Genomic DNA, 23,444 nt, shown 5'->3' with positions numbered 1-23,444 from the left:
CGATGGTGAAACCTCCGTTGCGACCGACCGCGTCACCCGCCGTCGCGGGTGGTGGTCGGTGCTGCGCGGTGGCCCGGGAACTACCGGAAGACCTTGACACTCGTCGATGTTAGCGCCAACACTGAGGCCGTTACCTGGGCGCAACAATCCCGTCACACGTTCCTGCACACGGGCGCTCGCGCCCTCGACGTGCCGCAGGTCGGCCGCCGAGGGCCGCGTCGACCAGCGCGGTACCCACAGCTCACGGAGGACAGATGCCGCTGCCACTCGACCGGAGGACCGCCGGTCCGGGCGTCCCCCGCCGCCGCTCGATGCTGGCCGCGCTGCTGGTGGTGCTCGCCGTGTCGGTCGGGCTGCCCGTGGCGGGGCCCGCGCAGGCCGCGCCCGCCGTGAACTACACCAACCCGCTGGTCAACCAGCGGGCCGATCCGCACATCTTCCGGCACACCGACGGCTACTACTACCTGACCGCGACCGTGCCGCAGTACGACCGGATCGTCCTGCGCCGCGCGACCACCCTGCAGGGTCTGGCGACGGCGGCGGAGACCACGATCTGGAGCCGGCACACCAGCGGAGAGATGGGCGCCCACATCTGGGCCCCGGAGATCCACTTCATCAACAACCGCTGGTACGTCTACTTCGCCGCCGGCCGGACCGACGACGTGTGGCGCATCCGGATGTACGTGCTGGAGACCGCCAACGCGAACCCGCTCACCGGAGGGTGGACCGAACGCGGCCGGATCACGACACCCTGGGACACCTTCAGCCTGGACGCCTCGACCTTCGTGGCCAACGGGGTGCGCTACCTGACCTGGGCGCAGCAGGAGCCGGGCATCTCCACCAACTCGAACGTCTACCTCGCCCGGATGGGCGCCAACCCGTGGCAGATCACGGGCACCGTGACCCGGCTCGTCGTACCGACGTACGCCTGGGAGACCCGCGGCTACCGGGTCGCCGAGGGACCGGCCGTGATCCAGCGCAACGGACGTCTCTTCCTGACCTACTCGGCCAGCGCCACCGACGCCAACTACTGCCTCGGGATGCTCAGCGCCTCGACCACCGCGAACCTGCTCGACGCGGCCGCCTGGAGCAAGAGCCCCAACCCGGTCTTCGCCACCAGCGCGGCCACCGGCCAGTACGGCCCCGGCCACAACTCGTTCACCGTCTCCGAGGACGGGCAGAGCGACATCCTGGTCTACCACGACCGGAACTACCGCGACATCAGCGGCGACCCCCTCAACGACCCGAACCGGCGGACCCGCCTGCAGAAGCTGTACTGGAACGCCGACGGCACCCCCAACTTCGGCATCCCCGTGCCCGACGGGGCCACCCCGGTCCGGCTGCGGTCGCACGACCTGACGACCAGCTACGTCCGGCACTACGACTACCGGGCACGGGTCGAGCCGAACGTGACCAACCTGGCCGACTCCCAGTTCCGCATCGTCAACGGCCTGGCCGGCGGCGGGAGCGTGTCGTTGGAGTCGACCAACTACCCGGGCTACTACCTGCGCCACTACGGATTCGCCCTGTCCATCGCAGCGAACGACGGGTCGTCGATCTTCGCCAGCGACGCGAGTTTCCAACGCCGGCCCGGCCTGGCCGACAGCGCCGGCATCTCCCTGGAGTCACAGAACTACCCGGGCCGCTTCGTGCGGCACCGCGACGGTCTGCTCTACCTGGAGGCGGTCGGTACGAGCGCCGAGCGAAGCTCCGCCACCTTCCACCTGGAATAGCCCCGGCGGGCGGGCCGCACCGCGCCCGCACGCGCCCTCGACACCGTCGGCCGGTCCGCGCGACCCGTCGACGCCGATTGGAGCACCCGATGAACCGGCGTCCCACCATCGCCATCCTGGCCGGGCTCTGCCTCGCGGTCAGCGCGGCACCCGTTCCCGCCGCCGCCCGAGGATCGGCGACCGCCCAGGCCGACGCGTACGTCAGGCTCGCCGGCCCGCCCGGCACGCCGCCCGGCGCCTGCCCGACGGGGGCCAGCTACGGCTCACCACTGCCGGCCAGTTCGGTGACGGCGCCGCGGATCCAGGGCGGGTTCTCGTTCCTCGAAGGGCCCGTCTGGGTCGCCGACGGCGGCTACCTGCTCTTCTCCGACATGGCCGCCGGCACCGGGCCGTACAACGTGCAGCCGTCCACGATCCGCAGGTTCACGCCGCCGTCGACGTTCGACACGTTCATCTCGAACGCCGGCAGCAACGGCATCGCGCTCAGCGCCGACGGCCAGCAGCTCGTGGCGGCCACCCACGACCAGCGCAACGTGTCCGCGTATCGGCTGAGTGACCGGGCCCGCAGCACCGTCGCGGCGAACTACCAGGGTCGGGCGTTCAACTCGCCCAACGACGTCGCGGTTCGCTCGGACGGCGTCACCTACTTCACCGACCCCAACTTCCAGCGCGGCAACCGCCCGGACCAGATGAACGGGCGTACCAGCGTCTTCCGCGTCGTCAACGGGCAGGTGTCGCTGGTGGACGACCAACTGCGTCAGCCCAACGGCATCTCGCTCTCACCGGACGGAAGCACGCTGTACGTGGGTGCCTACTCCGAGAACAAGATCTACAAGTACGCCGTCCAGCCCGATGGCAGCACCGGCGCGCGGAGCGTCTTCGTGAACTACATCGGCGGCCCGGACGGCGGCACGATCGACTGCGCCGGCAACGTGTACTGGACCTCCGGCGGGGACTCCCTCGTCCACGTCTACTCCCCCGCGGGCGTCCAGTTGGGCACGATCCGGCCCGGCTTCACCGGCACGACCAACGTCGCCTTCGGTGGCTCCGACCGGCAGACCCTGTTCATCACCTCGGGTCCACGGAACGACTCCGGCCTGTACAGCGTCCGGCTCAACGTTCCGGGCTACCCGTACTGACGAGAAGGACCGGCACGACCTGGGCGGGCCGTGGGAGGAATCCCCCGTTGTGCTCCTCGCGGAGCGGATTCCTCCCCGCTTCCCCCCAGGTTCGGCCCGGACGGCCCTGATCGGGCCCGTCGCGCAACAGGCGTTGAGCACAACGGGTTCACGCTCAACGGGTGTTGCTCCGAACAGGAGCGAGCTTACGCTCACGTTCCGTGTGCCTGTCAACGTCTGTTTCGCGGCGGGGCGCATCTGCGACACTGTCGTTCAGGTCGCCGGAGGGTGAAGAGCATGGTGGACGTTCGGCGCACGGAGCGGGAGTTGCCGCCCCTCGACACGTTGGCAGCACGGCTGGAGTATCTGTTCGACAAGATCCGTCCCACGCCTGACGAGCTCGGCGACTCCGACGAGCCCGGGCGCAGGTACACCAATCGGGAGATCGCTGACAAGATCAACGAAGCGGCGGCCGAGACGGGCGTGACGATCAGCGCCGCCTACATCGGCGAGCTGCGTCGTGGCGTGGCGAGCGATCCCCGTACCTCGCACGTACGCGCCCTGGCCGCCGCCTTCGGTGTCAACTCGGGCTACTTCGTGGACGACGCGGCGGCACGACGAATCCAGGACCAGATCACGTTGCTCAGCGAGCTGCGGCGGATGGACGTCAAACGGGTGGCGCTGCGGCAGGTGCTCGCCGACAACGGCCTCTCCGCGACCGACACGCGGCTCGTCGAACAGATGGTGGCCCGGCTACGGGCCGTGGCAGAGGGCACCGGCACGACCGCGTCCGACGATCGTCGGTAGCGGGTGGCCGTGCAGATCCTGCGGTGGGAGCACACCGAAGAGTGGGGGAACACCGACGTGAGGTTGCATCGCCTACGCCGACGCTGCGAACGCATCGTCGCCGAGCTGGAGATGCCGGACCCCTTCGACGTCCGGAGGCTGTGCGACGTCCTCGGTGAGCGGCGCGGCCGGCCCATTCACCTGGTACCGATCGCGCTGCCGGCACAGACGGTGTGCGGGATGTGCGTGCCGACGAACGACTTCGACGCGATCTTCTACGAGCAGGACACCTCGCCACTGCACCAACTGCTGATCATCGGCCACGAGCTGGGTCACCTGCTCGCCGGGCACCAGGCGACCGAGGTGCTGGACGCGGACGCGTCCCGGCTGCTGCTGCCCGACCTCGACCCGCAACTCGTGCGGCGCAGTCTCGGCCGCAGCAACTATGCCGCGGCCGAGGAGCGCGAAGCCGAGATGATCGGCTCGCTGCTGCTGCGGCGGGTCCGCAGCGGGCGCGGTGACGCGGACGAGGCACCTGTCGACGGGCCGGACGCCGAGTTGTACGGCCGGCTGCGGCACTCCCTCGAACACCCCCACTGGTAGCGCGGGAATGGACACCGTCCTCTACACCGTGTGCGCGGCCTCCGGTTGGGTCGCGTTCGTGTACATGGTGCGGTTGCAGCGCCGGCATCCGAGCCGGGCCCGCCGCGCGATCTGCGCGGGCCTCGGTGCGTTCGCCGCCGGGATCACGGTCGCCATCCCGCCCGTCGCGAGCGCGATCGACGAGGTGTCGGGCCTGCCCAACCTCGCCAAGGTGATGGCGCACGCCGGCGCCCTGACCATCTCGGCCAACGCCGAGATCATGCTGCTGCACTTCGCGCTGCCCCCGGCGACGGCCGCCGTCCGGGCCCGCCGCTGGGTCTGGGTCACCGCCTGCGCGTTCCTCGTCATGTTCGGCCTGTTCGCCGTCACCCTCACCTACGACGAGCCGGTGCGCCTGACCGTCGAGTACGCGACCGACCCGGTCGTCACCGCCTACCTGCTGATCTTCCTGCTGCTCGGCTTCTTCGCCTACTGCTTCGACATCACCCGGCTGTGCTGGGGTTTCGCGAAGATCTGCGGACGCCCCTGGCTGCGCCGCGGCCTGCGCATCACGGCCGTGGGCGCCGCCGTCGCGCTGCTCTACAGCACCAACAAGATCGTCTACCTCGTCGCCTACTGGGCCGGCTACCGGCCGACCGGCGAGCGGCAGATCGCGGCGGTGCTGGTGACCATCGGCGCGTTGCTCATCACGATCGGCCTCACCATGCCGGCATGGGGACCCACCCTCAAGATCGGCCAACGGTGGGAGGATTTCCACTCCTACCGGCGACTCGAACCGCTCTGGCGGGACCTCGTCGCGGCCCTTCCCGAGCTGGAACTCGACCCCACCCTGCGCCGCCGGTTCGCGGCCCTGCGCGACACCGACTACGCGCTCACCCGTCGGGTCGCCGAGATCCGCGACGGCCGCCTGGCGCTGCGCCCGTACACCGAGGTGGGGGTGACGGCGCTGGCCGAGCGGTTCGCCGCCGGGGCCGGCCTCGGCGCCACCGAGCGGCAGGCGGCGATCGAGGCCGCGCACCTGGCCTGCGCGCTGCGGCGGCATCGGGCCGGGCTGGTGGCCGCGGCCCCGCAGCCCGCCGACGAGCTGCACCGCCCGGACGGTGGCTATGCCGGCGAGGTGGCGTGGCTGACGCTCGTCACCGACGCCTACGCCCGATCACCCGTGGTGGCCCGGACGCTCGCCGCGGCCGCCCCGCGACCGACGGCAGGAGACGCGCGCCGATGAGGGGCCGGTACGACAACCTGAGGCGGATCCGCACGCTGGACCCGCAGCGCGACTACCTGGACATCTACCAGACGATGCTGCGCCACGAGTTCCCCTGGGACCTGAAGCTGGGCCTCAACCTGGCGTTCAACAGGTCCTTCTCGGTCCCGGCCATCGCCGCCGTGCACGCCACCACCGGCGAGCTGACCGACCGCACCCAGAAGCGCATCGACGACACCGGCCTGCTGATGTACGAGATGGTCCTCAACGGCTTCGACCAGCCCCGGGGCCGTGACGCGCTGCGGCGGGTCAACCAGATCCATCGCCCGTACGACATCGGCAACGACGACTTCCGCTACGTCCTGGGCTGCCTCGTCGTGATTCCGATCCGGTGGCTGCGCGCCTACGGCTGGCGGCAGCCCTGCTGCCACGAGCGGCAGGCCGCCTACCTGTTCTACCGGGAGCTCGGCCGGCGGATGGGCATCACCGACATCCCCGGGTCGTTCGAGGAGTTCGAGACCTGGTTCGACGCCCACGACGCCGCCCACCTGCTGCCCAACGAGGACGCGGCGGCCATCGAGCGGGCCACCCGCATGCTGATGCTCGCCCGCCTCCCCCGCCCGCTCGCGCCACTGGGGAACGCGCTGGTCAGCGCCATGTACGACGAACCGCTGCGGCGCGCGACACGGGTCGACACACCGCCGTGGCCGGTCCGGGTCGGCCTGCGCCTCGCGTTGCGGACGCGCGCGCGGTGGCAGCGGTGGTTCGGGGCGCCCCGGGCCACGCCGCTGTTCGCCGACGGCATCAGGGCTCGGACCTACCCCCAGGGTTACGAGATCAGCCAGCTCGGCCCGCACTGATCAGCGGCTGGTTGGCGCCGGGGCCGCCAGGGTCGGGAACCGCTTGACGTGGCGGCCACCGTAACGGATGGTCAGATATCGGCAACCTTCTATGATTCGAGGAGGACCGATGAAGGCAATCGCCACCACCGCCGCAGCCCTGCTGCTCCTGGTCACGGGCGGCGCATCCGCCGCACGAGACGCATCCGACGCACCACCGGCACCCGCCGCGCCCTGCGCCGGGCAGGTGCACCCCAACCCGTCGTTCGAGCGCGGCGCCAACGGCTGGACGGCCGGCCCGCGCATGGTCGTGCTCGGCGACGAGACCCGGCCGGCACACACCGGTCGCGCGTACGCCACCTTCGCCGGCCTGGACGTGACGCGTAGCGACCTGCTGCGCACGACCGTCACCGTGCCGGCCAACTGCGACCTGACGGTTCGTTTCTGGGTCCGCACCATCACCACGGAAACCACCCGCGGTGACTACCTGAACGTCGGGCTGGCGGTCACCGGCATTCCGCCGAAGACGAGGTTCTCGCTGGCCTTCGACGGCGGGGCGCAGTGGCGGGAGTACGTCATGTCGAGCGGGACGGCGGCGGTCGAGCGCACCGCGACGGCGAGTTTCCTGAGCAGCGAGACGGCCGGCAACGGCGTCACGGCCTTCGACGTCGACGACGTGACGTTCACTTTGAGCTGACGACACCGGGCGGGCGGTCGACTCGACCGCCCGCCTCCGCGGCGCTCGCCCTCGCGCCGTCGTCGCGGCACGGTCGAGGCTTACCGTCACGCCTCGAAGTCGCGGCCGCCGGGCGTCTCCCGCCCGCCCGACCGGGTGGTCACCTGCGGCGCGGACCGCCGGCTGCCGAGTGCGTCGAGGACCGCGACCAGGGCCAGCACCCCGGCCACCGCACACAGGCCGACCATCGGCGGCCACCGGATCAACAGCGGCGTGCCCAGCAGCAGGATCACCAGTCCGATCAGCCGTGATCGGGAGACCCGGGCGAACACCTCGTACTCCAACCGCAACCGCGCGACGAGGAAGAGCGCCGGCCCGCCCACCACGAACAGCAGCCACATCGGCCGGGGCGCGCCGAACGGGTCGTCGATCACCAGTTCGTAGCTGACCGAGGTGAGGAGCACGCTGAGCACGATGAGCAGGTGCGTCCGCTCCGACGCCGTACCGAGGCGAGCGGGCTGGCCCGCCCCACCCAGCGCCTCGGTCAGCAGCAGCCCGGCGCGGTGGAAGTAGATCCGCCAGATCAGCGCGCTGGTGACGAACGCGATCGTGAAGGCGGCCGCTCGACCCGCGGAGTAGTCCTGGCCGCTGAACACCACGCCGATCACCAGGATCGACTCGCCGAGCGCGATGAGGAACATCTGCTGGTAACGGTCGGCGAGATGCGTACCGGCGATCCGCCAGTGCGCCACCGCCGCGGAGCCCAGGCGCGGCAGCGGCCACCCCAGGAACCAGGCGAGGTAGTCGACGCCGACGGCGATGGCCCACAGCGGCAGGCGCAGTCGCTCCGGGCCGAGCGCGCCGATCAGCCAGATCGGCGCGCTCAACGCAGCCCACGCGGCGAGCCGGAACGCGACCAGCCGCCGCGGATGGCCCCGCAAGGCGGCCGCGATCACCAGCGGCCGGACCACCATCACCAGCAGGTACGCGACCGCGAACGGGAACGCCCGCTCCTCCATCGCCCGGGGCAGCGTGACCGCCATGACCAGGCCGGCGAACATGGTGCCGACCACGACGGCCTGGATGATCGCGATCTCCGGCTCGTAGCGGCTGGTGATCCAGGTGGTGTGCGACCAGACCAGCCAGAGCGCCAGGAACAGCAGCAGGGTACGAACGAGCCCGTTGACGAGCTCCCACCCCGCGTCGCCGTCCAGCTCGACGAAGCGCTGCGAGACCCGCGTGAGCGCCACCACGAAGGCGAGGTCGAAGAAGAGCTCCAGGAACGTGGCGCGGCCAGCGCTGTCCGGAGGACGCAGGAGGTCCGCACCCCGTTTCCCCGACATCGTCCCCCTCCGTCCGCCCTCGTCGCACCAACGAGCGGCCCGCCGAGAGGGATGTGCCGTCGGGGGTACGCGACAGGGTGGTTGACCGTCATTTCCGCGTAACTCGGCACATACCCCCCTTAGGTTCGATGCGCAGGACGCGGCCGAACCGGGGAGAGACGTGGACAGCTATCCGGCGATCGAAGATCACGGACTCATTGGTGACCTGCAGACCGCCGCGCTCGTCACCTGCGACGGCACCGTCGACTGGTTCTGCGCGCCGCGCTTCGACTCGCCGAGCATCTTCGCCGCACTGCTCGACAAGGACAAGGGCGGCTACTTCCGGATCGCGCCGGACGACGTCCGGTACGTCACCAAGCAGCTCTACCTGCCCGGCACCCCCATCCTGATCACCCGCTTCATCAGCGTCGACGGGGTGGCCGAGGTGATGGACTTCATGCCGGTCACCGGCGAGCGGGTCACCGACGCGCACCGCCTGGTCCGGATCGTCACCATGGTCCGCGGCAGCATGCGCTTCCGGGTGGAGTGCCGGCCACGGTTCGACTACGCCCGCCAGGAGCACCAGATCGAGCGCCACCACAACGGCTACGTCTTTCGCAGCCGGTCGGCGACGCTGACGTTCAACCCGGTCGACCCGGTACGGCGGCTGATCTCCGAACACGGCGACGTCCACCTCGAGGGCGGCGACCTCGTCGCGTACGGCACCCTGAACGAGGGCGACACCGGCGGCGTGGTCCTGGAGACGGGCGGCACCGAACCACGGATCTTTCCGCCGGAGGAGATCCAGGGCATGTTCGAGTGGACCCGGGACTACTGGCGTCGCTGGCTGGAACGCTCCAGCTACACCGGCCGCTGGCGGGAGATGGTCGAGCGCTCCGCCATCACGCTGAAACTCATGACGTACGCGCCGACCGGCGCGATGATCGCCGCGCCCACCGCCGCGCTGCCCGAGCTGGTCGGCGGCAGCCGCAACTGGGACTACCGCTACACCTGGGTACGCGACACGTCGTTCTCGGTGCACGCGCTGCTCGGCCTCGGCTTCACCGAGGAGGTCAGCCGCTACATGGACTGGCTGGACGAGCGCATCCGCACGGCCAGCGAGCACCAGGACCCACTGAAGATCATGTACCGGGTGGACGGCTCCTCCGACCTGCACGAGGAGGTGCTCGACCACCTGGAGGGCTACCGCGGCTCCCGGCCGGTGCGCATCGGCAACGGCGCCGCCGACCAACTCCAGCTCGACATCCACGGCGAGGCGCTCTACGCCATGCACCTCGCCGACGAGCAGGGCATCCGCGTCTCACACCAGGTGTGGAAGAGCACCGTCCGGCTCGTCGACTGGCTCTGTCACAACTGGGACCAGCGCGACGCCGGCATCTGGGAGAGCCGGCACCACCCCCGTAACTACACGTTCGGGCGGGTGATGTCCTGGGTGGCGCTGGACCGGGCCATCCGCCTGGCCAACCGCACCGGCCGCCCCGGCGACCTGACCTGCTGGACCGAACAGCGCAACCGCATCTACAACCAGGTCATGGCCCGCGGGTACCACCCGGAACGCGGCAGTTTCGTGCAGGCGTACGACGAGAACGTGCTCGATGCCGCGCTGCTGGCCATGCCGGCGGTCGGGTTCGTCACGCCGAGCGACCCGCTGTGGCTGTCCACCCTGGACGCGATCGAACGCGAACTCGTCTCCGACAGCCTCGTCCACCGGTACGACCCGGTCCACTCCCCCGACGGACTGCCCGGCCACGAGGGCACCTTCAACATGTGCACCTTCTGGTACGTCGAGGCGCTGGCCCGGTCCGGCCGCCTCGACGACGCCCGACTCACGTTCGAGAAGATGTTCACCTTCAGCAACCACCTCGGCCTCTACGCCGAGGAGATCGCCGCGACCGGTGAGCAGATCGGCAACTACCCACAGGCCTTCAGCCACCTGTCGCTGATCAACACGGCGCTGACCCTCAACAGCCTGCTCGACGCCGAGGCCGACGCCCGTCGCCGCCGCTAGCGCCGCGTCACGGTGGTTGACCGGACGGGTGCTCAGGCGGTCTCCGCGGCGTCCGGCAGCCGGCTGGTCCGGCGGCTGGCCGAGATCGCGGTGGCCACCCGGACGAACGCGGCGACCGCGAGCGAGTGCGAGTTCTGCGACCACGCCACCGAGAAGGCGGCCTCCGGCGCGTCGTCGACGGGCCGCCAGGTGAGCTGCGGCCTGGCGTTGCGCTCGGCGAGCGAGACCGGGAGCAGGGCGAGCATCCGCCCGAGTTCGATCTGACGCAGCATCTGCACCATGTCCCCGAACGGTGGCGGTTGCTCGCCGCGTCGTACGTAGACGTGGGCGCCGGAAACAGTCCGTTGATGCCCGGTCTCGATGTCGGCCATCCGCAGCCGGGGCCGTCCGGCGAGCGGATGCCCGGCCGGTAGCGCCAGCACCTGCGGCTCACACAGCAGCGGCTCGACGTCCAGACCATCGGCATCGAACGGCTCGATGACGATCGCTACGTCGGCCTCGCCCGCACGCAGCAGGGCCGGCTGCTCGCGCCAGCCGGTGAACATGACCTCGATCGGCACGGCGGCGTGCTCCGCCTGGTACGCCGCGAGCACGTCCTCGAGCAGGCCGCCCTCGACGTCGGCCTTCACCGCGACCACCAGCTTGCCGCCGGGCACACCCGCGGCTCGCCGGGAGCGTCGGGTGGCGGCGTCGAGCGCGACGAGCGCTGCCCGCGCGTCGGCGAGAAGCACCGCGCCCACGTCGGTGAGCGCGACGCTTCGGGTGGTGCGGTCGAGCAGACGGACGCCGAGGTCCGCCTCGAGCCCGGAGATCGCGCGCGACAGGGCCGGCGCGGCGATGCCGAGCCGCTCGGCGGCCCGGCTGAAGTTGAGCTCCTCGGCGACGGCCACGAAGTAACGCAGCGGCCGGGACTCCACGGGATTCATACCCTGAGGATAATAATGCCGCCCGAACTGGTCCTTCTCGCCCGCGAGCACCCGCGCGACGATGGGAGCCATGATCGTCATCACGACTCCCACGGGCACGATCGGCGCCGCTGTCGCCGAGTCCCTGCGCGCCGCCGGCGCACCGCTGCGCCTGATCGCCCGCGACCCCTCCCGCCTGCCCGAGCCCCTTCGCGAGCACGCCGACGTGATCGTCGGCTCCCACGCCGACCCCGCCGTGCTCACGACCGCGCTGACCGACGCCACGGCGCTCTTCGTGCTCGTACCACCGAACTTCGGCGCCCCGGACGTCACCGAGCACTACCTCGGCTTCGCGCGCCCCATCGCGGAGGCGGTACGTGCGCACGCCGTACCCCGCGTCGTGGCCGTCTCCTCGCTCGGCCGCGGATTCGACGGCCCGGCCGGACTGCTCTCGGCGGCCTGGGCGATGGACGACACGCTGGAGTCCAGCGGCGCCGCCTACCGTTCGCTACAGGCGGCGTTCTTCATGGAGAACCTGCTGCACCAGGTCGACCTGATCAGCGGCCAGGGAATGTTCGTGCTCACCGCCGACCCCGACGCGCCGCTCGCGGCGGTAGCCACCGCCGACATCGCCCGCACGGCCACCGGCCTGCTCGCCGACACCACCTGGACGGGCCACCAGGACGTACCCGTGCGCGAACCCGTTGACCACACCCCGCGCGAGATGGCGCAGATCATCTCCGAGACCCTCGGCCGGCCGGTCACCTACCAGCAGGCCACCCTCGCCGACTATCGCGCCCGGTACGCGTCGTCCGGAGCGAGCCCGGCCGTCGTCGACGCCATGATCGAGATGGCCGAGGCGCAGACGGCGGGTGTCTACCCACCCGCCCGCGAGGAAGGCGTCGGCACGACGTTCCGCCACTGGTGCGAATCGGTGCTCGCCCCGGCCGTCGGCTGACCGGCACCGGCGGCCCGGTTCCCTTGCTCACGATGATTGATCGTTGGACGAGGGCTGGCGACCAAACTGCGGCAGATCCGGGTGGATACACTTTCGGGCGCTTCGAGACCGTGTCCGTTCGGAACTGGGGACGCGTCCTCCACGATCATGAAACGCGAGCGGAATGACCAGCAACGGGATCGTCCTGCTCTCGGGCCCTCCGTGCTCGGGCAAGACCACGGCCGGGGCGGTCCTGGCCGCCGGGCGGTCCTGGCCGGGTCGCGGTCGGATCCACCTGCAGGTCGACACCCTCTTCGACCTCCTGTTTCCGGGATCCGATCGAAATCGTGACGATCGCCTGCGCGCCTACGACGCCGCGCATCTCCTCGCCCGCATGTTCGTGGATCAGGGAGAGACGGTCGTCCTCGAGTGCACCTATGCTCGGCGTGACCAGCGTGCCAGTCTCCGCAAAACGTTGGCCGGCTCCTCCGCATCGCTCTGGGTCGTCGAGTTCTTCGTGACGCCCGACGAGGCCGTGAGCCGATTCCGGGACCGTCATCAGGCCACGGATCTCGACGAAGCGCTCGTTCGCGAGCGGGCCGATGCGTTCCCGTACTTCGACGAGGCCCTCCGCCTGGAGTCATCCGCCGAGACCCCCGAGGAACACGCCCAGCGCATCATCACGTGGCTGCAACAGGGTCCTCGGCCGGTGGACCAGGAGGCGTGGACCCGGGCTGGAAGATCCTGGAACTGAGGCCGTACTTCCATCGGACCGGCACCGGTCCGGTCCGAGGTCTGCGTCCTGGGTCTGCTCGTCGGTCTGTTCGGCATCGCCCTGCTCGTGCTCGGAACGCAGGCCCACGACCTGTTCCCCGGCGGTCCCGCCCGGTGTGCGAGAGACGCCGGTGTCAACGAGGCCTGCGCGGCGTCCTTCCGCCGGCTCGACGAGGGGTACGGCTACGTCGAGAACCTCCTGGCGGCCTTCTACCTGGTCCCCGTCGTCATCGGCGCGTTCCTCGGCGCGCCGCTGCTCGCGCGTGAGCTGGAGGACGGCACCTGGCAGCTCGCCTGGACGCAGGCCGTGCCGCGGATGCGCTGGCTGGCGGCCAAACTCGTGGCGCTGGCCGGCGTCACCGTCACGCTCACCGGGATGTTCACGGCTGCTCACCTGGTTCCGTCAGCCGTTCGACGCGTGGGAAGGGCGGTTCCAGTAGGACGCCTTCGACCTGGAAGGGCTTGTTCCGGTGGCGTACGCGCTGTTCGCGTTCGGCGTCGCCACCGCCGCCGGGGCGATCCTGCGCCGCAGCCTGCCCGCGTTCGGCGTCGCGCTCGGGGCGTTCCTCGCCGCCCGGATGACGGTGGCGCTGTTGGCCCGTCCCGCGTACGCCACCCCGCTCACCACCATGACGCCGGTCCCCGTCGGCGGTTCGAAGGCGGGGCAACGGGCCGCGCCCGGGTTCGCCGACTGGGTGGTCGAGCGCGGCTACGCGGACGCCACCGGGCGCAGGCTGAGCTCGACCGAGTACCACGAGCTGGAGGACGCCGCCAACCAGGCCGGCACCAACCTCAACCAGTTCCTGCACGCGCGGGGCATCCAGCAGTTCGGGGTCTACCACCCGGCGGACCGGTTCTGGACGTTCCAGCTCATCGAGGCCGCGCTGTTCGTCGCGGTCGCGGGGGTCCTGATCGGTGTGGTGGTGTGGCGGGTACGGCGTCGCATGATCTAGTGCCTGACCCCTTCACCGGCGACCACCGGTCAGGGGTGCATGTCGGCGCCTTTCAACACCCTGTCCACCGCGTTGCGCGGACCGTAGACCGCCAGCCCGACGAGGTCGAGCTTCTCGGTGGGTACCGCCCGCACGGCGGACCGGTTGTCCCGGTCGTGGGCCGTGCCGAACAACTCGGCCGTGAACACCGACATGGGCAGGTCGCGGCTCAGGGCCCGCTGGTGCGCCAACCGCAACACATCCCGGTCGCCCTGGAAGACCAGGACGGGCTGGCGGAACATGGGCAGGTACTGCGCGCCGTCCGCGTCCTCGTACGGCTCGCCGATCACCTCGGGCACCACCGTGCCCACTCCACTGACCAGGAACGCCGTGATGTTCAGGCGCTGCCAGGGCAGCACGTCGTCGCGGAGTAGCACGGCAATCTTGGTGTCGAAGCGCACGGGCGCTGGTTCAGGCTGCATGGCTCGATCATGTGGCCTGGGCATCTCAGGGGTCTTGTACGAAGTTGACGTGACTCCTCGGCACGGGCAAGGACGGCACTTCCCGGCAGCTACGTCGACGCCGCGGCGAGCCCAGCCGTGCGAGCGAAGACCCCCGGGCTGACGCCGAGGATCCGCTTGAAGTGGCGGGCCAGATGCGGCTGATCGTAGAAGCCGCTGCTCGTGGCGACCCGGTCCAGGGGGTGCCCGTCCAGAATCAGGCGTCGCGCCTCGTCGACCCGCCGGGAGGTCAGGTAGCGGTGCGGCGACATGCCGAACTCGCGGCTGAACGCCCGAACCAGGTACGAGGGGTCGAAGTGCAGCAGCCGACCGGCCTCGTACAGCGAGACCCCGTCGGCAATGTGCTGCTCGATCAGGTCGCGAAGCAGGTAGGCCGCCGTGGGATCGGCGTCCGGCATGACGATCCGCTCCCCCAGGCGGGCGCGCACACTGTCGGTGAGCAGAGTCAGCAGCGTCTCGGCCCGCAATTCGTCCCCGGGTTGCAGAAGAGCGCCGTGCAATGCCGAGATGGCGTCGCGCAGCCAGGGATCGGGGAAGCTGGAGATGCCGACCGATCGACCGGCGAGGTCGGCCGACAGGTGGCTGCTCGCGTCAAGGTAGATCACCCGTTTCCGAAAACCCTCCGGACTGGCCGAGCGACCGTTGTGCGGAACGTGCGGAGGCAGGAGGGTTACCAGCTCACCGAAGGCGTAGCGCTCGTGCCGGTGCAGGTCGTAGCGCACCGCGCCCTCGTCGACGATGAGGAGCGTCCAGGTGTCGTGAGCGTGCATCGGATAGGCATGATCGGTGAAATGGGCGTGTAGCACCTCGGTGACGCCCGACAGTTTCGGCCGCCACGCCTGCACCTCCGTGGCGGGTTGCACGTCCGGTGACACGAGAGCATCCTTCCCGCCCCGGCCGGGAATCTCCACCTTGAACGTCTCATTCCGCCGGTACGGCGATCAGCTCTGTTGGTAGTTCACCGCGGCGAACCCACAGGGCTGGTGCAGGTGCAGGTAGTAGGCGCCCTCGCCGTACTCGTCCAGGTCCGCGCCGCCGACCAGGCCCAGGTAGTCCATCGGTTGACCGCACCCGGGGCAGTCCGCGTGCTCGGCGTCCTGGATCCAGTCGGGCCGCCCGCCCAGCGTCGAGCCGCCCTGGTCCCACGCGCTCGCCTGGTAGGGGGTCGACCTCGCCGGGCCCAGAACCGGCGCCAGCGCCGGCGGGTCCTCCGGTTGAGCATCACCGAGGTAGCTCGGGCGGGTGTTGCCGGTCCACCAGGTGCTGTCGCCGGCCGAGGTGACCTGGCTGTACAGGGTGGCGTAGCAGGCGCAGAACTGGCAGGTCTCGATCACCAGCCGGCCGGACCAGCCGGTGTGCGCCATCGCGTCCCGGACAGCGGGCTCCGCCGTGTCGAGGTCCGCGGCGATCCACCGTGGCGACGCACACCACGGGCAGGTGGGACCGTCCGCACGTCGCGGTGCGTCGCGCATGACCCACTGGTACGCGGTGGTCCCGCAGAGATCCCGGCGGCCGCCGTCCACGTCGACCGTCCAGCCGCCCTCGAGCGCGTAGCTCAGGACGCTGACGTGCAGCTCGTCCGCGCCGGCCGGCGGTCGCGTCGACCAGCGACGCATGGCGCTCTCGGCGAGCGGGTGCGCGGTGTGCGCGAGGATGACGAGCAGATGGTTGAGCCGGTCCGGCGTGCGCCCGCCGTCGATCCGCTCGATGATCCGGCGTACCACGTCGTCGTCCGCCGCCCGGTACACCCTCGCGGGCCACAGCACGTCGGCATCGAGCAGGGCGCCCAGGTACGGGGTCAGGCTCTGCGGGTCGGCGTCGGCGATCACGCACAGCTTCTCGATGGCGTCGTCGTCCTCGGCGGCAGCGCTCCTGATCAATTCTTCGATCACGAGGGCATGCTAGTCAGGGCGCGCCGGAGCGGGACGCGGCCCGGTGTTGATCGGATCATCCACACCTGTTGAACCTCACCCGCCGCCGACGCCTCGGTGGGAGTGCCGGATGAAGTCCAGGCCCATCCGCCCAGCCGTCGTTGCACGTCCGCCACGCCGGGCCGGCCCGCCGTTCGATCTCGGCGGGCCGGTACGGGGTGCGGCGTCAGGGTCCGAAGTTCTCGGGGCCGGCCGGTTCGACGGATGGGCGCTCCTTCGCGCGGTGTGCCCCGGGTTTGCAACCCGCGAAGGGACCCGAAGGGTTGCGGAGCGCGGTCATGGTGGGGCCGAGGTGGTCCCGGTGCCACTCGGAGGGGCCGGTGAGACTGGCCTTTGGGCCGGTCTTGTCCTGCCAGGCCAGCCACAGCCCGTGAAAGTAGGCGACGGCCTCGGTGTGCTCGTGCCAGCGCGGGCACCACGGCGCCCCGGATGTCACCTCCTCGCCGTACACCGGGATCAGGAGCTTCTCCACCCACAGCGACAGCCGTCGCATCTCCTCCAGGTAGGTTGGGCCGTTGAGGTAGAGAATGAAGAACGGCTCGCTCTTCTTCTCGGACGCAGGCGCTTCCCGCGGCGACTGTGCGTCGGGAACGTCATCTCGGAGCGACTCGGACTGCCGAGTTTCGCCTGTCACGGATAGTCCTCACAATTCCTCTGCGACAACGCTGAGCCCGACCATCACGAACCTTGAGCCGCGGCCTTCACCTTCTCCTTACCCTTGCGGCGGTGGAGGCCCGGGTTGTCTTCCCGCCCTCGATCCCGGCCCTCCGCGCTCTGCGACTCCAGGCCGGCGAAGCCGTGATGCTGATTGACCCCCGTTTCCTTCTCCTGCTGCGCCCGCGCCCGCTTGTCGAACACGAGGGCCGCGAAGGCACCCCCGGCGGCGATACTGGCGGGAATAGCCGCCAATCGCATCTCGGCCCGATTGAACACAACCTGGTTCGAGTCCCCCGCACCTGGCTGGTAGGCGCGGTACATCTGAGCAGGGATGCCAGCGGTCGCCCCATACGCGATGGCCTTCGAAAGACCACTCAACGCCCTGTCCCAGTTTGGCTTCTGACCGTTCTGGTACTTCACGAATTCAGCTTTGGCGTTCCACAGCCCGTGCACCACATCCGGAGCGCTTGTCGCGGCAACAGCGGCGACAACGCCCGCAGGGGCGACCAATGCCCTCGCCAGAGCCTCCCCCGTCAATCCCACGGCGGCCCCGAGCAGGGCGGCCTGTTCCCAGGTCGCCCAATGCCTTCGGCCGGCCGCATCGATCCGCACCACACTTGATTGATCGTGACTGCGGCGGTCTGGGGTTTCCGAAATCTGATACTGATCGGAGGGAGCCAACCCTCTGATGCTCGCATCGGAGTCGGCGTTCTGCAGGGAAGGCTGATAAGACCCGGGCTGCGAAGCCTCACCCACCCCCAGGCTCGACCCACCGTCCTGCAGGGAAGGCTGATAAGACCCGGGCTCCGGAGCGGGAACCACACCCACCTTGCCATCACCAGTCGACACGATACTGACCGGCCTTCCCTCGAGGGCGGCGATGAAGCCGGCTTCCAGCCCGCGGTACTCGCTGTGGTTCCGATCGAGATCCAGGCCCGACCGTTCAGCTACCGGCGAAGTTGGCGAGTTTCCCTCTCCCATGAGCCGGTAGTTGTAGTCGATATTCGGGTAGAAGTCATTTACCGTTCGCCCGTCCGTCTGCGAGAACAGCAACTGCTCCCGAGGGACGGGGTCGATCCGGTAGGGCGTGGGCGCGGCGGCGTACTGCGCGTAACCCTGGGAACCGCTGTCCACATACTGCGAACCGCTGTCCACATACTGCGTGTCAACGCTCAGTCGGTCGTACGAGACGACGTCACCCGACCGGTAGCCAGCCAGATTCGGGTCCGATCCAGCCCCCGGCGACTGAGCGTACTGGGCATAATTGTTCGACCCGGCGGCCGTCGGCGAGTTCCGGCCACTGTAAGCGTTGGCGTAGCTGCCGTCCTGGTTGTAGTAGTCCCACTCATTGTAAAGATCCGACATCTGTTCTTCCTCCTACCATCTGTGGAACCGGATACCCGCTCTACGCGGCACACCTGGCCGGGGTTCATGAGGATCTGGGGTTTTTCCGAGGATCGTCAGTCCGACGGCGCCGCGAACGAGCTGGGGAACTGCTTACGGGTGGCCCGCTCGGTGATCGCGGCCACCTCCTGCTTCGCGGCGGCGGAGATGCGGGCGGCGTCGGGCTCCTTGTACCAGGGGCGCAGCCGGATCACCGCCGGGCGGATGCCGGTGGCCAGCAGCAGCGCGGTCCCCTTCGGCAGGGCGCGGATCCTGTCCGGGGGCAGGATGTTCTCCTGCCGGAACGAGGTGGAGCGCGAGGAACCGTCGCGGCTGCGCGAGACACTGAGCGTGCTCACGTCGTGCTGGCCCACCAGCTTGGAGACCTTCTCCACGAAGTCGGCGTCGTCCAGGCCCGCACCGAGCAGCTTGATCGTGGCGGCGCCCCACAACGCGTCCATCCCCGCATCGCCCCAGACCCGCGACCCCTGCCGGTAGCTCTGCAGCAGCGTCACCACGTTGATCCCCCGCGAGCCGAGGTGCGAGTAGAGGTCGGGCAGGTCGGAGATCCGGCAGACGTTGGCCGCCTCGTCGAGCACCGCCGTCATCGGCGGGTCCAACCGCCCGCCCATCCGCTCCGCGGCGACCACGCCGGCCCGCAGCGTGGCGTCCGCGATGCCGGCGATCACCCCGGCCGCCGAGCCGCCGCCGTCCTTGGAGAGCAGGTAGAGCGTGTCCCGACCGAGTACGTGCAGGTCCGGCAGGAACTCCGGCAGATCCGGGTCGTATGACACCCAGGCGAGGATCTCCGGGTCGAGCAGGCAGGCCACGCACTGGCGCGCGGTCTCATAGATGCCGTCCCGGGTCTCCACCGCGCCGCGCACCGTTCCCTGCAACTGCTCGGCCATCGCGCCCATCCCGGCATCGCGGAGCAGGTCGATCGGCGTACGGTCGGCCGGGTCGGCGAGCCAGCCCAACAGGTCGGAGATGGTGGCCCCGCCCCGAGCCGCGGCGAGGAACAGCGCCGTCAGCGTGTTCTGCGCGGCCGCTATCCAGAAGTCCTTCTTGGTCGTGTCGTCGTTGACCGAGGCCACGAAGTGCCCGGCCAGCCGCCGCGCACCCTCGATCGTCACGCAGACGGCGAGCATGTCCCACCACATCTCGCGGGGTGTGTGCGCGATGCCCTGCGGGTCGAAGGTCCAGACCGTGCCGATCCGCTCCCGCTCGGCCCTGGTCACCGAGTACACGTCGGACTTGTTCGAGGTGAGCAGCACCGCGCCCCGGGCCCGGAGCACCCGGGGAATGGCGATTCCGGTCGACTTACCCGCGCGCGGCGCCATCAGGTCCAGCTCCACGTCCTCATAGGAGGAGCGCAGCTCCGGCCCGTTCGGCATCAGGTCGCCCAGGAGGTTGCCCCGCTCGTCCGGCGGCAGCTCCCGCATGCCCGCCAGCGAGGGCCGCAGCTCGCGGGCGCGGGCCGCGATCCCCGCGGGGGCGAGCGACGCCAGCTCGTGCGTACCGGCCAGTCCCTTGCCACGGGCCCGCAGCTCCAGGACCTTGCGGACGCCCAGCGCGGCGGACAGGGCGAGCAGCAGGAACGACACCACCATGCCGCTGTAGACGGCGAACGGTGAGACCCCCGGCCAGAGCACCTCGATCCGCCCGGAGACCAGCAGGACGTACGAGTCCAGCGTCACCGGTGGCGGGTGCCAACCGTGCAGGGTCACGACAGCGCCGAGGGTGCCGCCGAACCAGGCCACCAGGAAGATCCCCGCGTTGGCGAGCACCATCACGGTGAAGGCCCAGAAGAACAGGTCGGCGCCGTGCGGACGGCCACCGGGTGAGCGGCTCACGACGACCACCCCTCGGCGTCGGACACCAACTCGGGACGGATGGCCAGGTTGCCCAGTTCGGCTTCGGCCTCGAAGGCCACCATCCGGGCCGCCGCGCGCTCGGCGGCCTGCTCCTGCGCGTACCCGTTCTGCACCCAGCGCAGGTTCGTGTCGTGCAGCCGCCGCTCGGTCTCGGTGATCGTGACCCGGATCGGGATGCCCGGACGTCCACCGACCTTGATCAGAAAACGGCCGCGACCGGGGGGTTCCTCGTTCGAGCCGGTGCTCGCCCAGCCGGGCGGGGACGACCACGACGAGACCAGCTCGATCTCCCGGCGGGACATGCCCACCACCCGACCCAGCTCCTGCATCTCGGCCATCGGCAGGCCGGCGCAGGCGACGATCCCGGCCCGCTCCACGAAGCCGCGCGCCTTCGCCCGGTCCGCGTCGGTGCCCAGCGCCTCGGCGTCCTTGAGGGTATGGGTGATCTTCGCGTCGCCGAGGCCCAGCGAGCGGTTGAGCCGGGTCAGGGCATCGATCCGGTCGACGATCCCGGAGGCGGCCCGCAGCGGACGCCACAGCTCGTCGAGGATGGTGAAGAACCAGCGGCGCGGCGCCAACCCCACGTCGGCCAGGGCGTGCGAGGCGGCCACCGTACCCAGGCCGTCGGACCAGGCCGCGAGCATCGCCGCCGCGGTGAGCTGGGTGTCCGCCTCACCGATCCGGGAGATGTCGATGCACACGGCCGGGGCGTCCGGGTCGATGCGGGTGGAGGTCTCCGAGCCGAAGGTGTCCCCCAGCGCCCCGTCGAGGATGCCCAGCAACGACCGGTGCAGCGGGTCCACCGCGTCCCGGTAGCGGGTGTCCTGCCCCCGATCGAGGGTCACCGCACGGACCCGGTCCGGCCCCTCGTCCAGCACCCGCAGCAGGTCGGGCAGGAGGGGTGCGCGGTTGCTCGGCGTACGGTCCCGCAGGTGACGCAGACAGGCAGAGAGCACTGCCTGCTCGTGGTCGTCCAGCGCCCGGCCCCGCACGATGGTCAGCAGCGCCGCCACCATGTTCAGCACCCGGCCGTGTGTCTCGGCGGCGAGCGCCTTGCCCGCCGGACCGCCGATCCGCTCGGCGGCGATGCCCATCGCCCCCGGGTCCAGCACGTTGATGCCGCCGACCCCGCGTCCGATCGGGATGACCTGGCCACCGAGCGCGCGGACCGTGTCCGCGTAGTCCGGCTTGAGGTCGCCGAGCACCAGCGGAACCACGCCGGTGGCGGCCAGCCCGACCGCCATCCGGTTGATCAGCGTGGACTTTCCCAAGCCCGGCATGCCGAGCATGAACAGCGAGGGGTTCGAGATATAGCGGGCCCGGGTGAACCAGGAGAGCGGATCGCCGCAGACCGTGGCGCCGGTGAAGAGGTGCTGTCCGATCGGTACGCCGGACATCGGCGCACCCGAGCCGGCGGAGAACGGCCACAGGCCGCACGCCTGCACGGTGGTCGCCCGCCACATCGTCGGCGAGTCGAGATAGCCGACCCGGCCTCCACCCCGGCCCGCCCAACCGCGCGTCGACTCCGGCACGGCCGGACGTTTCCTGGGCTTCTGATTCCGGGTCACCGGGGCGCCCTCGGCCAGGTCGCCGGTGACTCCGGTCAGAGCGGTCTGCCCACCCGAGTGGCCGGCCGGCCAGCCGGCGCCGAGGTCGACCGCACGCGTAACGGTCCCGGCAGGGCGCGCTCGGATGTCTGTCACATCGCCTCCTGAAGTTCGTGCGGCAGCAGGGTCTGTTCCCAGGGCAGGATCCCGACGGGGAGCGTGCAACTGAACGCGGCGGCCTGCATACGGTGGGCGGGGCGCATCGCGATCCGGCTGGAACCGGTCATGTTGCGGACCACCACCGCCGCGTCGTCGAGCTGGTCCGGGGTGTCGACGGTGATGGTGAGCATCAACGAGAACTCCACCAGCCCCGCCCCGGTCGCCTCCTCGGCGGCGGCCTGCTCGGCGGCGCGCACCTCGGCGCTGGCGCGGGCCTGCACCATGCCGCGCTTGGATGTCGCCATGAACTGCGCCGTACGTCGGTCCGACTCGACGATCCGGGCGGACGTCGCCGGATCGAGCGGTCGGTAGAGCAGGGCGACCCGCTTGCGGCGGGTTCCGTCGGAGGCGTCCAGCATCGTGCGCAGGACGCTGGCCCGCACCGTGCCCCGGGGCGCGAGCGTCAGCAGCCAGGTCCGGGAGACACCCGAGTCGTGGTGGTACGCGTCGACCGACTCCACCGCCGCGACCGGGCCCGCGTCCTCCCACTCCAGACCGGTGTGGCCGTGCTCGGCCCGTACGTTGAGCACCTCGGCGGCGCAGGCCGGGTCGTAGGCGACCCGGACCATCTCGGCGATCTGCTCGGCGCTCAACGGCTCGGCCACACCGCCGCCCGCGCTGATCAGCCCGGTCAGCAGACTCGGCACCCGGACGGCAAGGTCCGCGACCACGTCCTCGGGGTCGCGTCGTGGCCCACCCGACGCGCCGTAGGTGAGCGTGATGTAGGAGTTCATCTCGGACGAGGCTGACGGATAGTCGCCGACCACCTCCTCCATAACGGCCCGAGCGGCGGCCGGCGCGTCCGGGGCGAGGCGGGGCAGGATCTCGTTCGCCAGCCGGGTTCCCGGGTCCGGGGCGGTCTCGACGATGACCGAGGCGCCCCGCAGGGCCGGCTCGTGGGCGAGCCGGGCCAGCCATTCGCCCCAGAGCGCCACCCAGGTGTCGACCTGGTCCGGGTCGACCAGCGAGCCGCCGTCCGGCTCACACCGCAGCACGATCGTGTAGAGGTTGCGTCCCTTGTGGTGCAGCACTCCGAAGGCGCGGTCGTAGCCGTCGCGGCCCTCCAGCGCGCTCACCCGGGTGAGCAGGCCGGGCGGACGGAACCGACCACCGGGGCGCGCCGACAGCGGGCCCGAGACGTAGAGGTGCTCGCCCCGGGACTTGCGCTGTGACCAACCGATCCGCAGGGATATGAGCTGATACACATTGCGCCCGTCCTGGGTGCGGATCGCCAGGGGCGCCAGCAGGACGACGAAGGGGACGCCGACCACCATCGCCGCCCCGAGCGAAATCATCGACGCGAACAGCACCACGACCAGGCCGCCGAAGACGCCGACCGTACCGACCAGCCCGAGCGGGCCGAGTCCGGCCCGACGCGGTCGCCGCCAGTTGCCGTACGTTGGTTCGACCGCGGCTTCCACCGACATCACCGTGAATCCTTTCGTTCCGGTCTA

Annotated in this window: 21 protein-coding genes; 11 read left to right on the top strand and 10 right to left on the bottom strand. The window is 70.4% G+C overall.

Annotated features, from left to right (window positions below; translation table 11 throughout):
• Positions 1-254: 254 nt before the first annotated feature.
• The 7 genes from AB0I89_RS06265 to AB0I89_RS06235 all read left to right on the top strand — a co-directional run bounded on the left by AB0I89_RS06265 (position 255) and on the right by AB0I89_RS06235 (position 6,980).
• Positions 255-1,733 (top strand): family 43 glycosylhydrolase, encoded by a 1,479-nt coding sequence (locus AB0I89_RS06265; protein WP_357121066.1) that lies wholly within the window; start codon positions 255-257, stop codon positions 1,731-1,733.
• An 89-nt stretch (positions 1,734-1,822) separates the two neighbouring features.
• On the top strand, positions 1,823-2,872 hold the full coding sequence (locus tag AB0I89_RS06260) for an SMP-30/gluconolactonase/LRE family protein (protein WP_357121063.1): 1,050 nt from the start codon (positions 1,823-1,825) through the stop codon (positions 2,870-2,872).
• Between the two features lie 276 nt (positions 2,873-3,148).
• The gene (locus AB0I89_RS06255; RefSeq protein WP_357121060.1) at positions 3,149-3,658 is read left to right on the top strand and encodes a hypothetical protein; all 510 of its coding nucleotides are present in this window, start codon (positions 3,149-3,151) and stop codon (positions 3,656-3,658) included.
• Positions 3,659-3,769: 111 nt separating this feature from the next.
• On the top strand, positions 3,770-4,240 hold the full coding sequence (locus tag AB0I89_RS06250) for a hypothetical protein (protein ID WP_357122154.1): 471 nt from the start codon (positions 3,770-3,772) through the stop codon (positions 4,238-4,240).
• 7 nt (positions 4,241-4,247) lie between these two features.
• Positions 4,248-5,465 carry an MAB_1171c family putative transporter gene (locus tag AB0I89_RS06245; protein ID WP_357121057.1) on the top strand — a complete coding sequence of 406 codons (1,218 nt, stop codon included), beginning with the start codon at positions 4,248-4,250 and terminating at the stop codon, positions 5,463-5,465.
• On the top strand, positions 5,462-6,304 hold the full coding sequence (locus AB0I89_RS06240; protein ID WP_357121054.1) for an oxygenase MpaB family protein: 843 nt from the start codon (positions 5,462-5,464) through the stop codon (positions 6,302-6,304). The genes AB0I89_RS06245 and AB0I89_RS06240 overlap by 4 nt, the downstream gene beginning before the upstream one ends.
• Before the next feature lie 109 nt (positions 6,305-6,413).
• Entirely contained in the window at positions 6,414-6,980 is a 567-nt protein-coding gene (locus AB0I89_RS06235) for a hypothetical protein (protein ID WP_357121051.1), read from the top strand.
• Positions 6,981-7,066: 86 nt separating this feature from the next.
• On the opposite strand, the gene AB0I89_RS06230 is transcribed toward AB0I89_RS06235, so the two are convergent.
• Positions 7,067-8,302, bottom strand: a complete 1,236-nt coding sequence (locus AB0I89_RS06230) for a low temperature requirement protein A (protein ID WP_357121048.1) — start codon at positions 8,300-8,302, stop codon at positions 7,067-7,069.
• A gap of 160 nt (positions 8,303-8,462) precedes the next feature.
• Here AB0I89_RS06230 and AB0I89_RS06225 point away from each other — a divergent pair, with 160 nt between their 5' ends.
• The gene (locus tag AB0I89_RS06225) at positions 8,463-10,310 is read left to right on the top strand and encodes a glycoside hydrolase family 15 protein (RefSeq protein ID WP_357121045.1); all 1,848 of its coding nucleotides are present in this window, start codon (positions 8,463-8,465) and stop codon (positions 10,308-10,310) included.
• A gap of 32 nt (positions 10,311-10,342) precedes the next feature.
• On the opposite strand, the gene AB0I89_RS06220 is transcribed toward AB0I89_RS06225, so the two are convergent.
• Entirely contained in the window at positions 10,343-11,317 is a 975-nt protein-coding gene (locus tag AB0I89_RS06220) for a LysR substrate-binding domain-containing protein (RefSeq protein WP_357121042.1), read from the bottom strand.
• On the opposite strand from AB0I89_RS06220, the gene AB0I89_RS06215 reads away from it, so the two are divergent.
• The 3 genes from AB0I89_RS06215 (at position 11,307) to AB0I89_RS06205 (ending at position 13,879) form a co-directional block, all read left to right on the top strand.
• Complete coding sequence (locus tag AB0I89_RS06215; RefSeq protein ID WP_357121038.1) at positions 11,307-12,173, top strand: NAD(P)H-binding protein; 867 nt, start codon at positions 11,307-11,309, stop codon at positions 12,171-12,173. The two genes, AB0I89_RS06220 and AB0I89_RS06215, sit on opposite strands and share 11 nt — an antisense overlap.
• A gap of 163 nt (positions 12,174-12,336) precedes the next feature.
• The gene (locus tag AB0I89_RS06210; protein ID WP_357121035.1) at positions 12,337-12,906 is read left to right on the top strand and encodes an AAA family ATPase; all 570 of its coding nucleotides are present in this window, start codon (positions 12,337-12,339) and stop codon (positions 12,904-12,906) included.
• A 490-nt stretch (positions 12,907-13,396) separates the two neighbouring features.
• Positions 13,397-13,879: a hypothetical protein gene (locus tag AB0I89_RS06205; protein WP_357121032.1), complete on the top strand. Its 483-nt coding sequence runs from the start codon at positions 13,397-13,399 to the stop codon at positions 13,877-13,879.
• A 29-nt stretch (positions 13,880-13,908) separates the two neighbouring features.
• Here the strand turns inward: AB0I89_RS06205 and AB0I89_RS06200 are convergent, their stop codons facing one another.
• The 8 genes from AB0I89_RS06200 to AB0I89_RS06165 form a co-directional block, all read right to left on the bottom strand.
• Complete coding sequence (locus AB0I89_RS06200) at positions 13,909-14,340, bottom strand: DUF2000 domain-containing protein (protein ID WP_357121029.1); 432 nt, start codon at positions 14,338-14,340, stop codon at positions 13,909-13,911.
• A gap of 89 nt (positions 14,341-14,429) precedes the next feature.
• Positions 14,430-15,254 carry an AraC family transcriptional regulator gene (locus AB0I89_RS06195; RefSeq protein WP_357121026.1) on the bottom strand — a complete coding sequence of 275 codons (825 nt, stop codon included), beginning with the start codon at positions 15,252-15,254 and terminating at the stop codon, positions 14,430-14,432.
• A gap of 66 nt (positions 15,255-15,320) precedes the next feature.
• Entirely contained in the window at positions 15,321-16,271 is a 951-nt protein-coding gene (locus AB0I89_RS06190; RefSeq protein WP_357121023.1) for a hypothetical protein, read from the bottom strand.
• A gap of 205 nt (positions 16,272-16,476) precedes the next feature.
• Entirely contained in the window at positions 16,477-16,944 is a 468-nt protein-coding gene (locus tag AB0I89_RS06185) for a DUF4913 domain-containing protein (RefSeq protein ID WP_357121020.1), read from the bottom strand.
• Positions 16,945-16,988: 44 nt separating this feature from the next.
• Positions 16,989-18,332: a hypothetical protein gene (locus AB0I89_RS06180; RefSeq protein ID WP_357121018.1), complete on the bottom strand. Its 1,344-nt coding sequence runs from the start codon at positions 18,330-18,332 to the stop codon at positions 16,989-16,991.
• A 95-nt stretch (positions 18,333-18,427) separates the two neighbouring features.
• Complete coding sequence (locus AB0I89_RS06175; RefSeq protein ID WP_357121015.1) at positions 18,428-20,203, bottom strand: TraM recognition domain-containing protein; 1,776 nt, start codon at positions 20,201-20,203, stop codon at positions 18,428-18,430.
• Complete coding sequence (locus tag AB0I89_RS06170; RefSeq protein ID WP_357121012.1) at positions 20,200-21,927, bottom strand: ATP/GTP-binding protein; 1,728 nt, start codon at positions 21,925-21,927, stop codon at positions 20,200-20,202. Before AB0I89_RS06170 ends, AB0I89_RS06175 begins: the two co-directional genes overlap by 4 nt.
• A complete protein-coding gene (locus AB0I89_RS06165) occupies positions 21,924-23,417 on the bottom strand; it encodes an SCO6880 family protein (RefSeq protein WP_357121009.1) in 1,494 nt (497 codons plus the stop codon). Before AB0I89_RS06165 ends, AB0I89_RS06170 begins: the two co-directional genes overlap by 4 nt.
• Positions 23,418-23,444 lie beyond the last annotated feature (27 nt).

The sequence above is a fragment of the Micromonospora sp. NPDC049801 genome, assembly GCF_040656575.1.
GTDB lineage: Bacteria > Actinomycetota > Actinomycetes > Mycobacteriales > Micromonosporaceae > Micromonospora.
The sequence above is the reverse complement of the archived record's forward strand: the minus strand, read 5'-3'. Positions and strand labels throughout refer to the sequence as shown.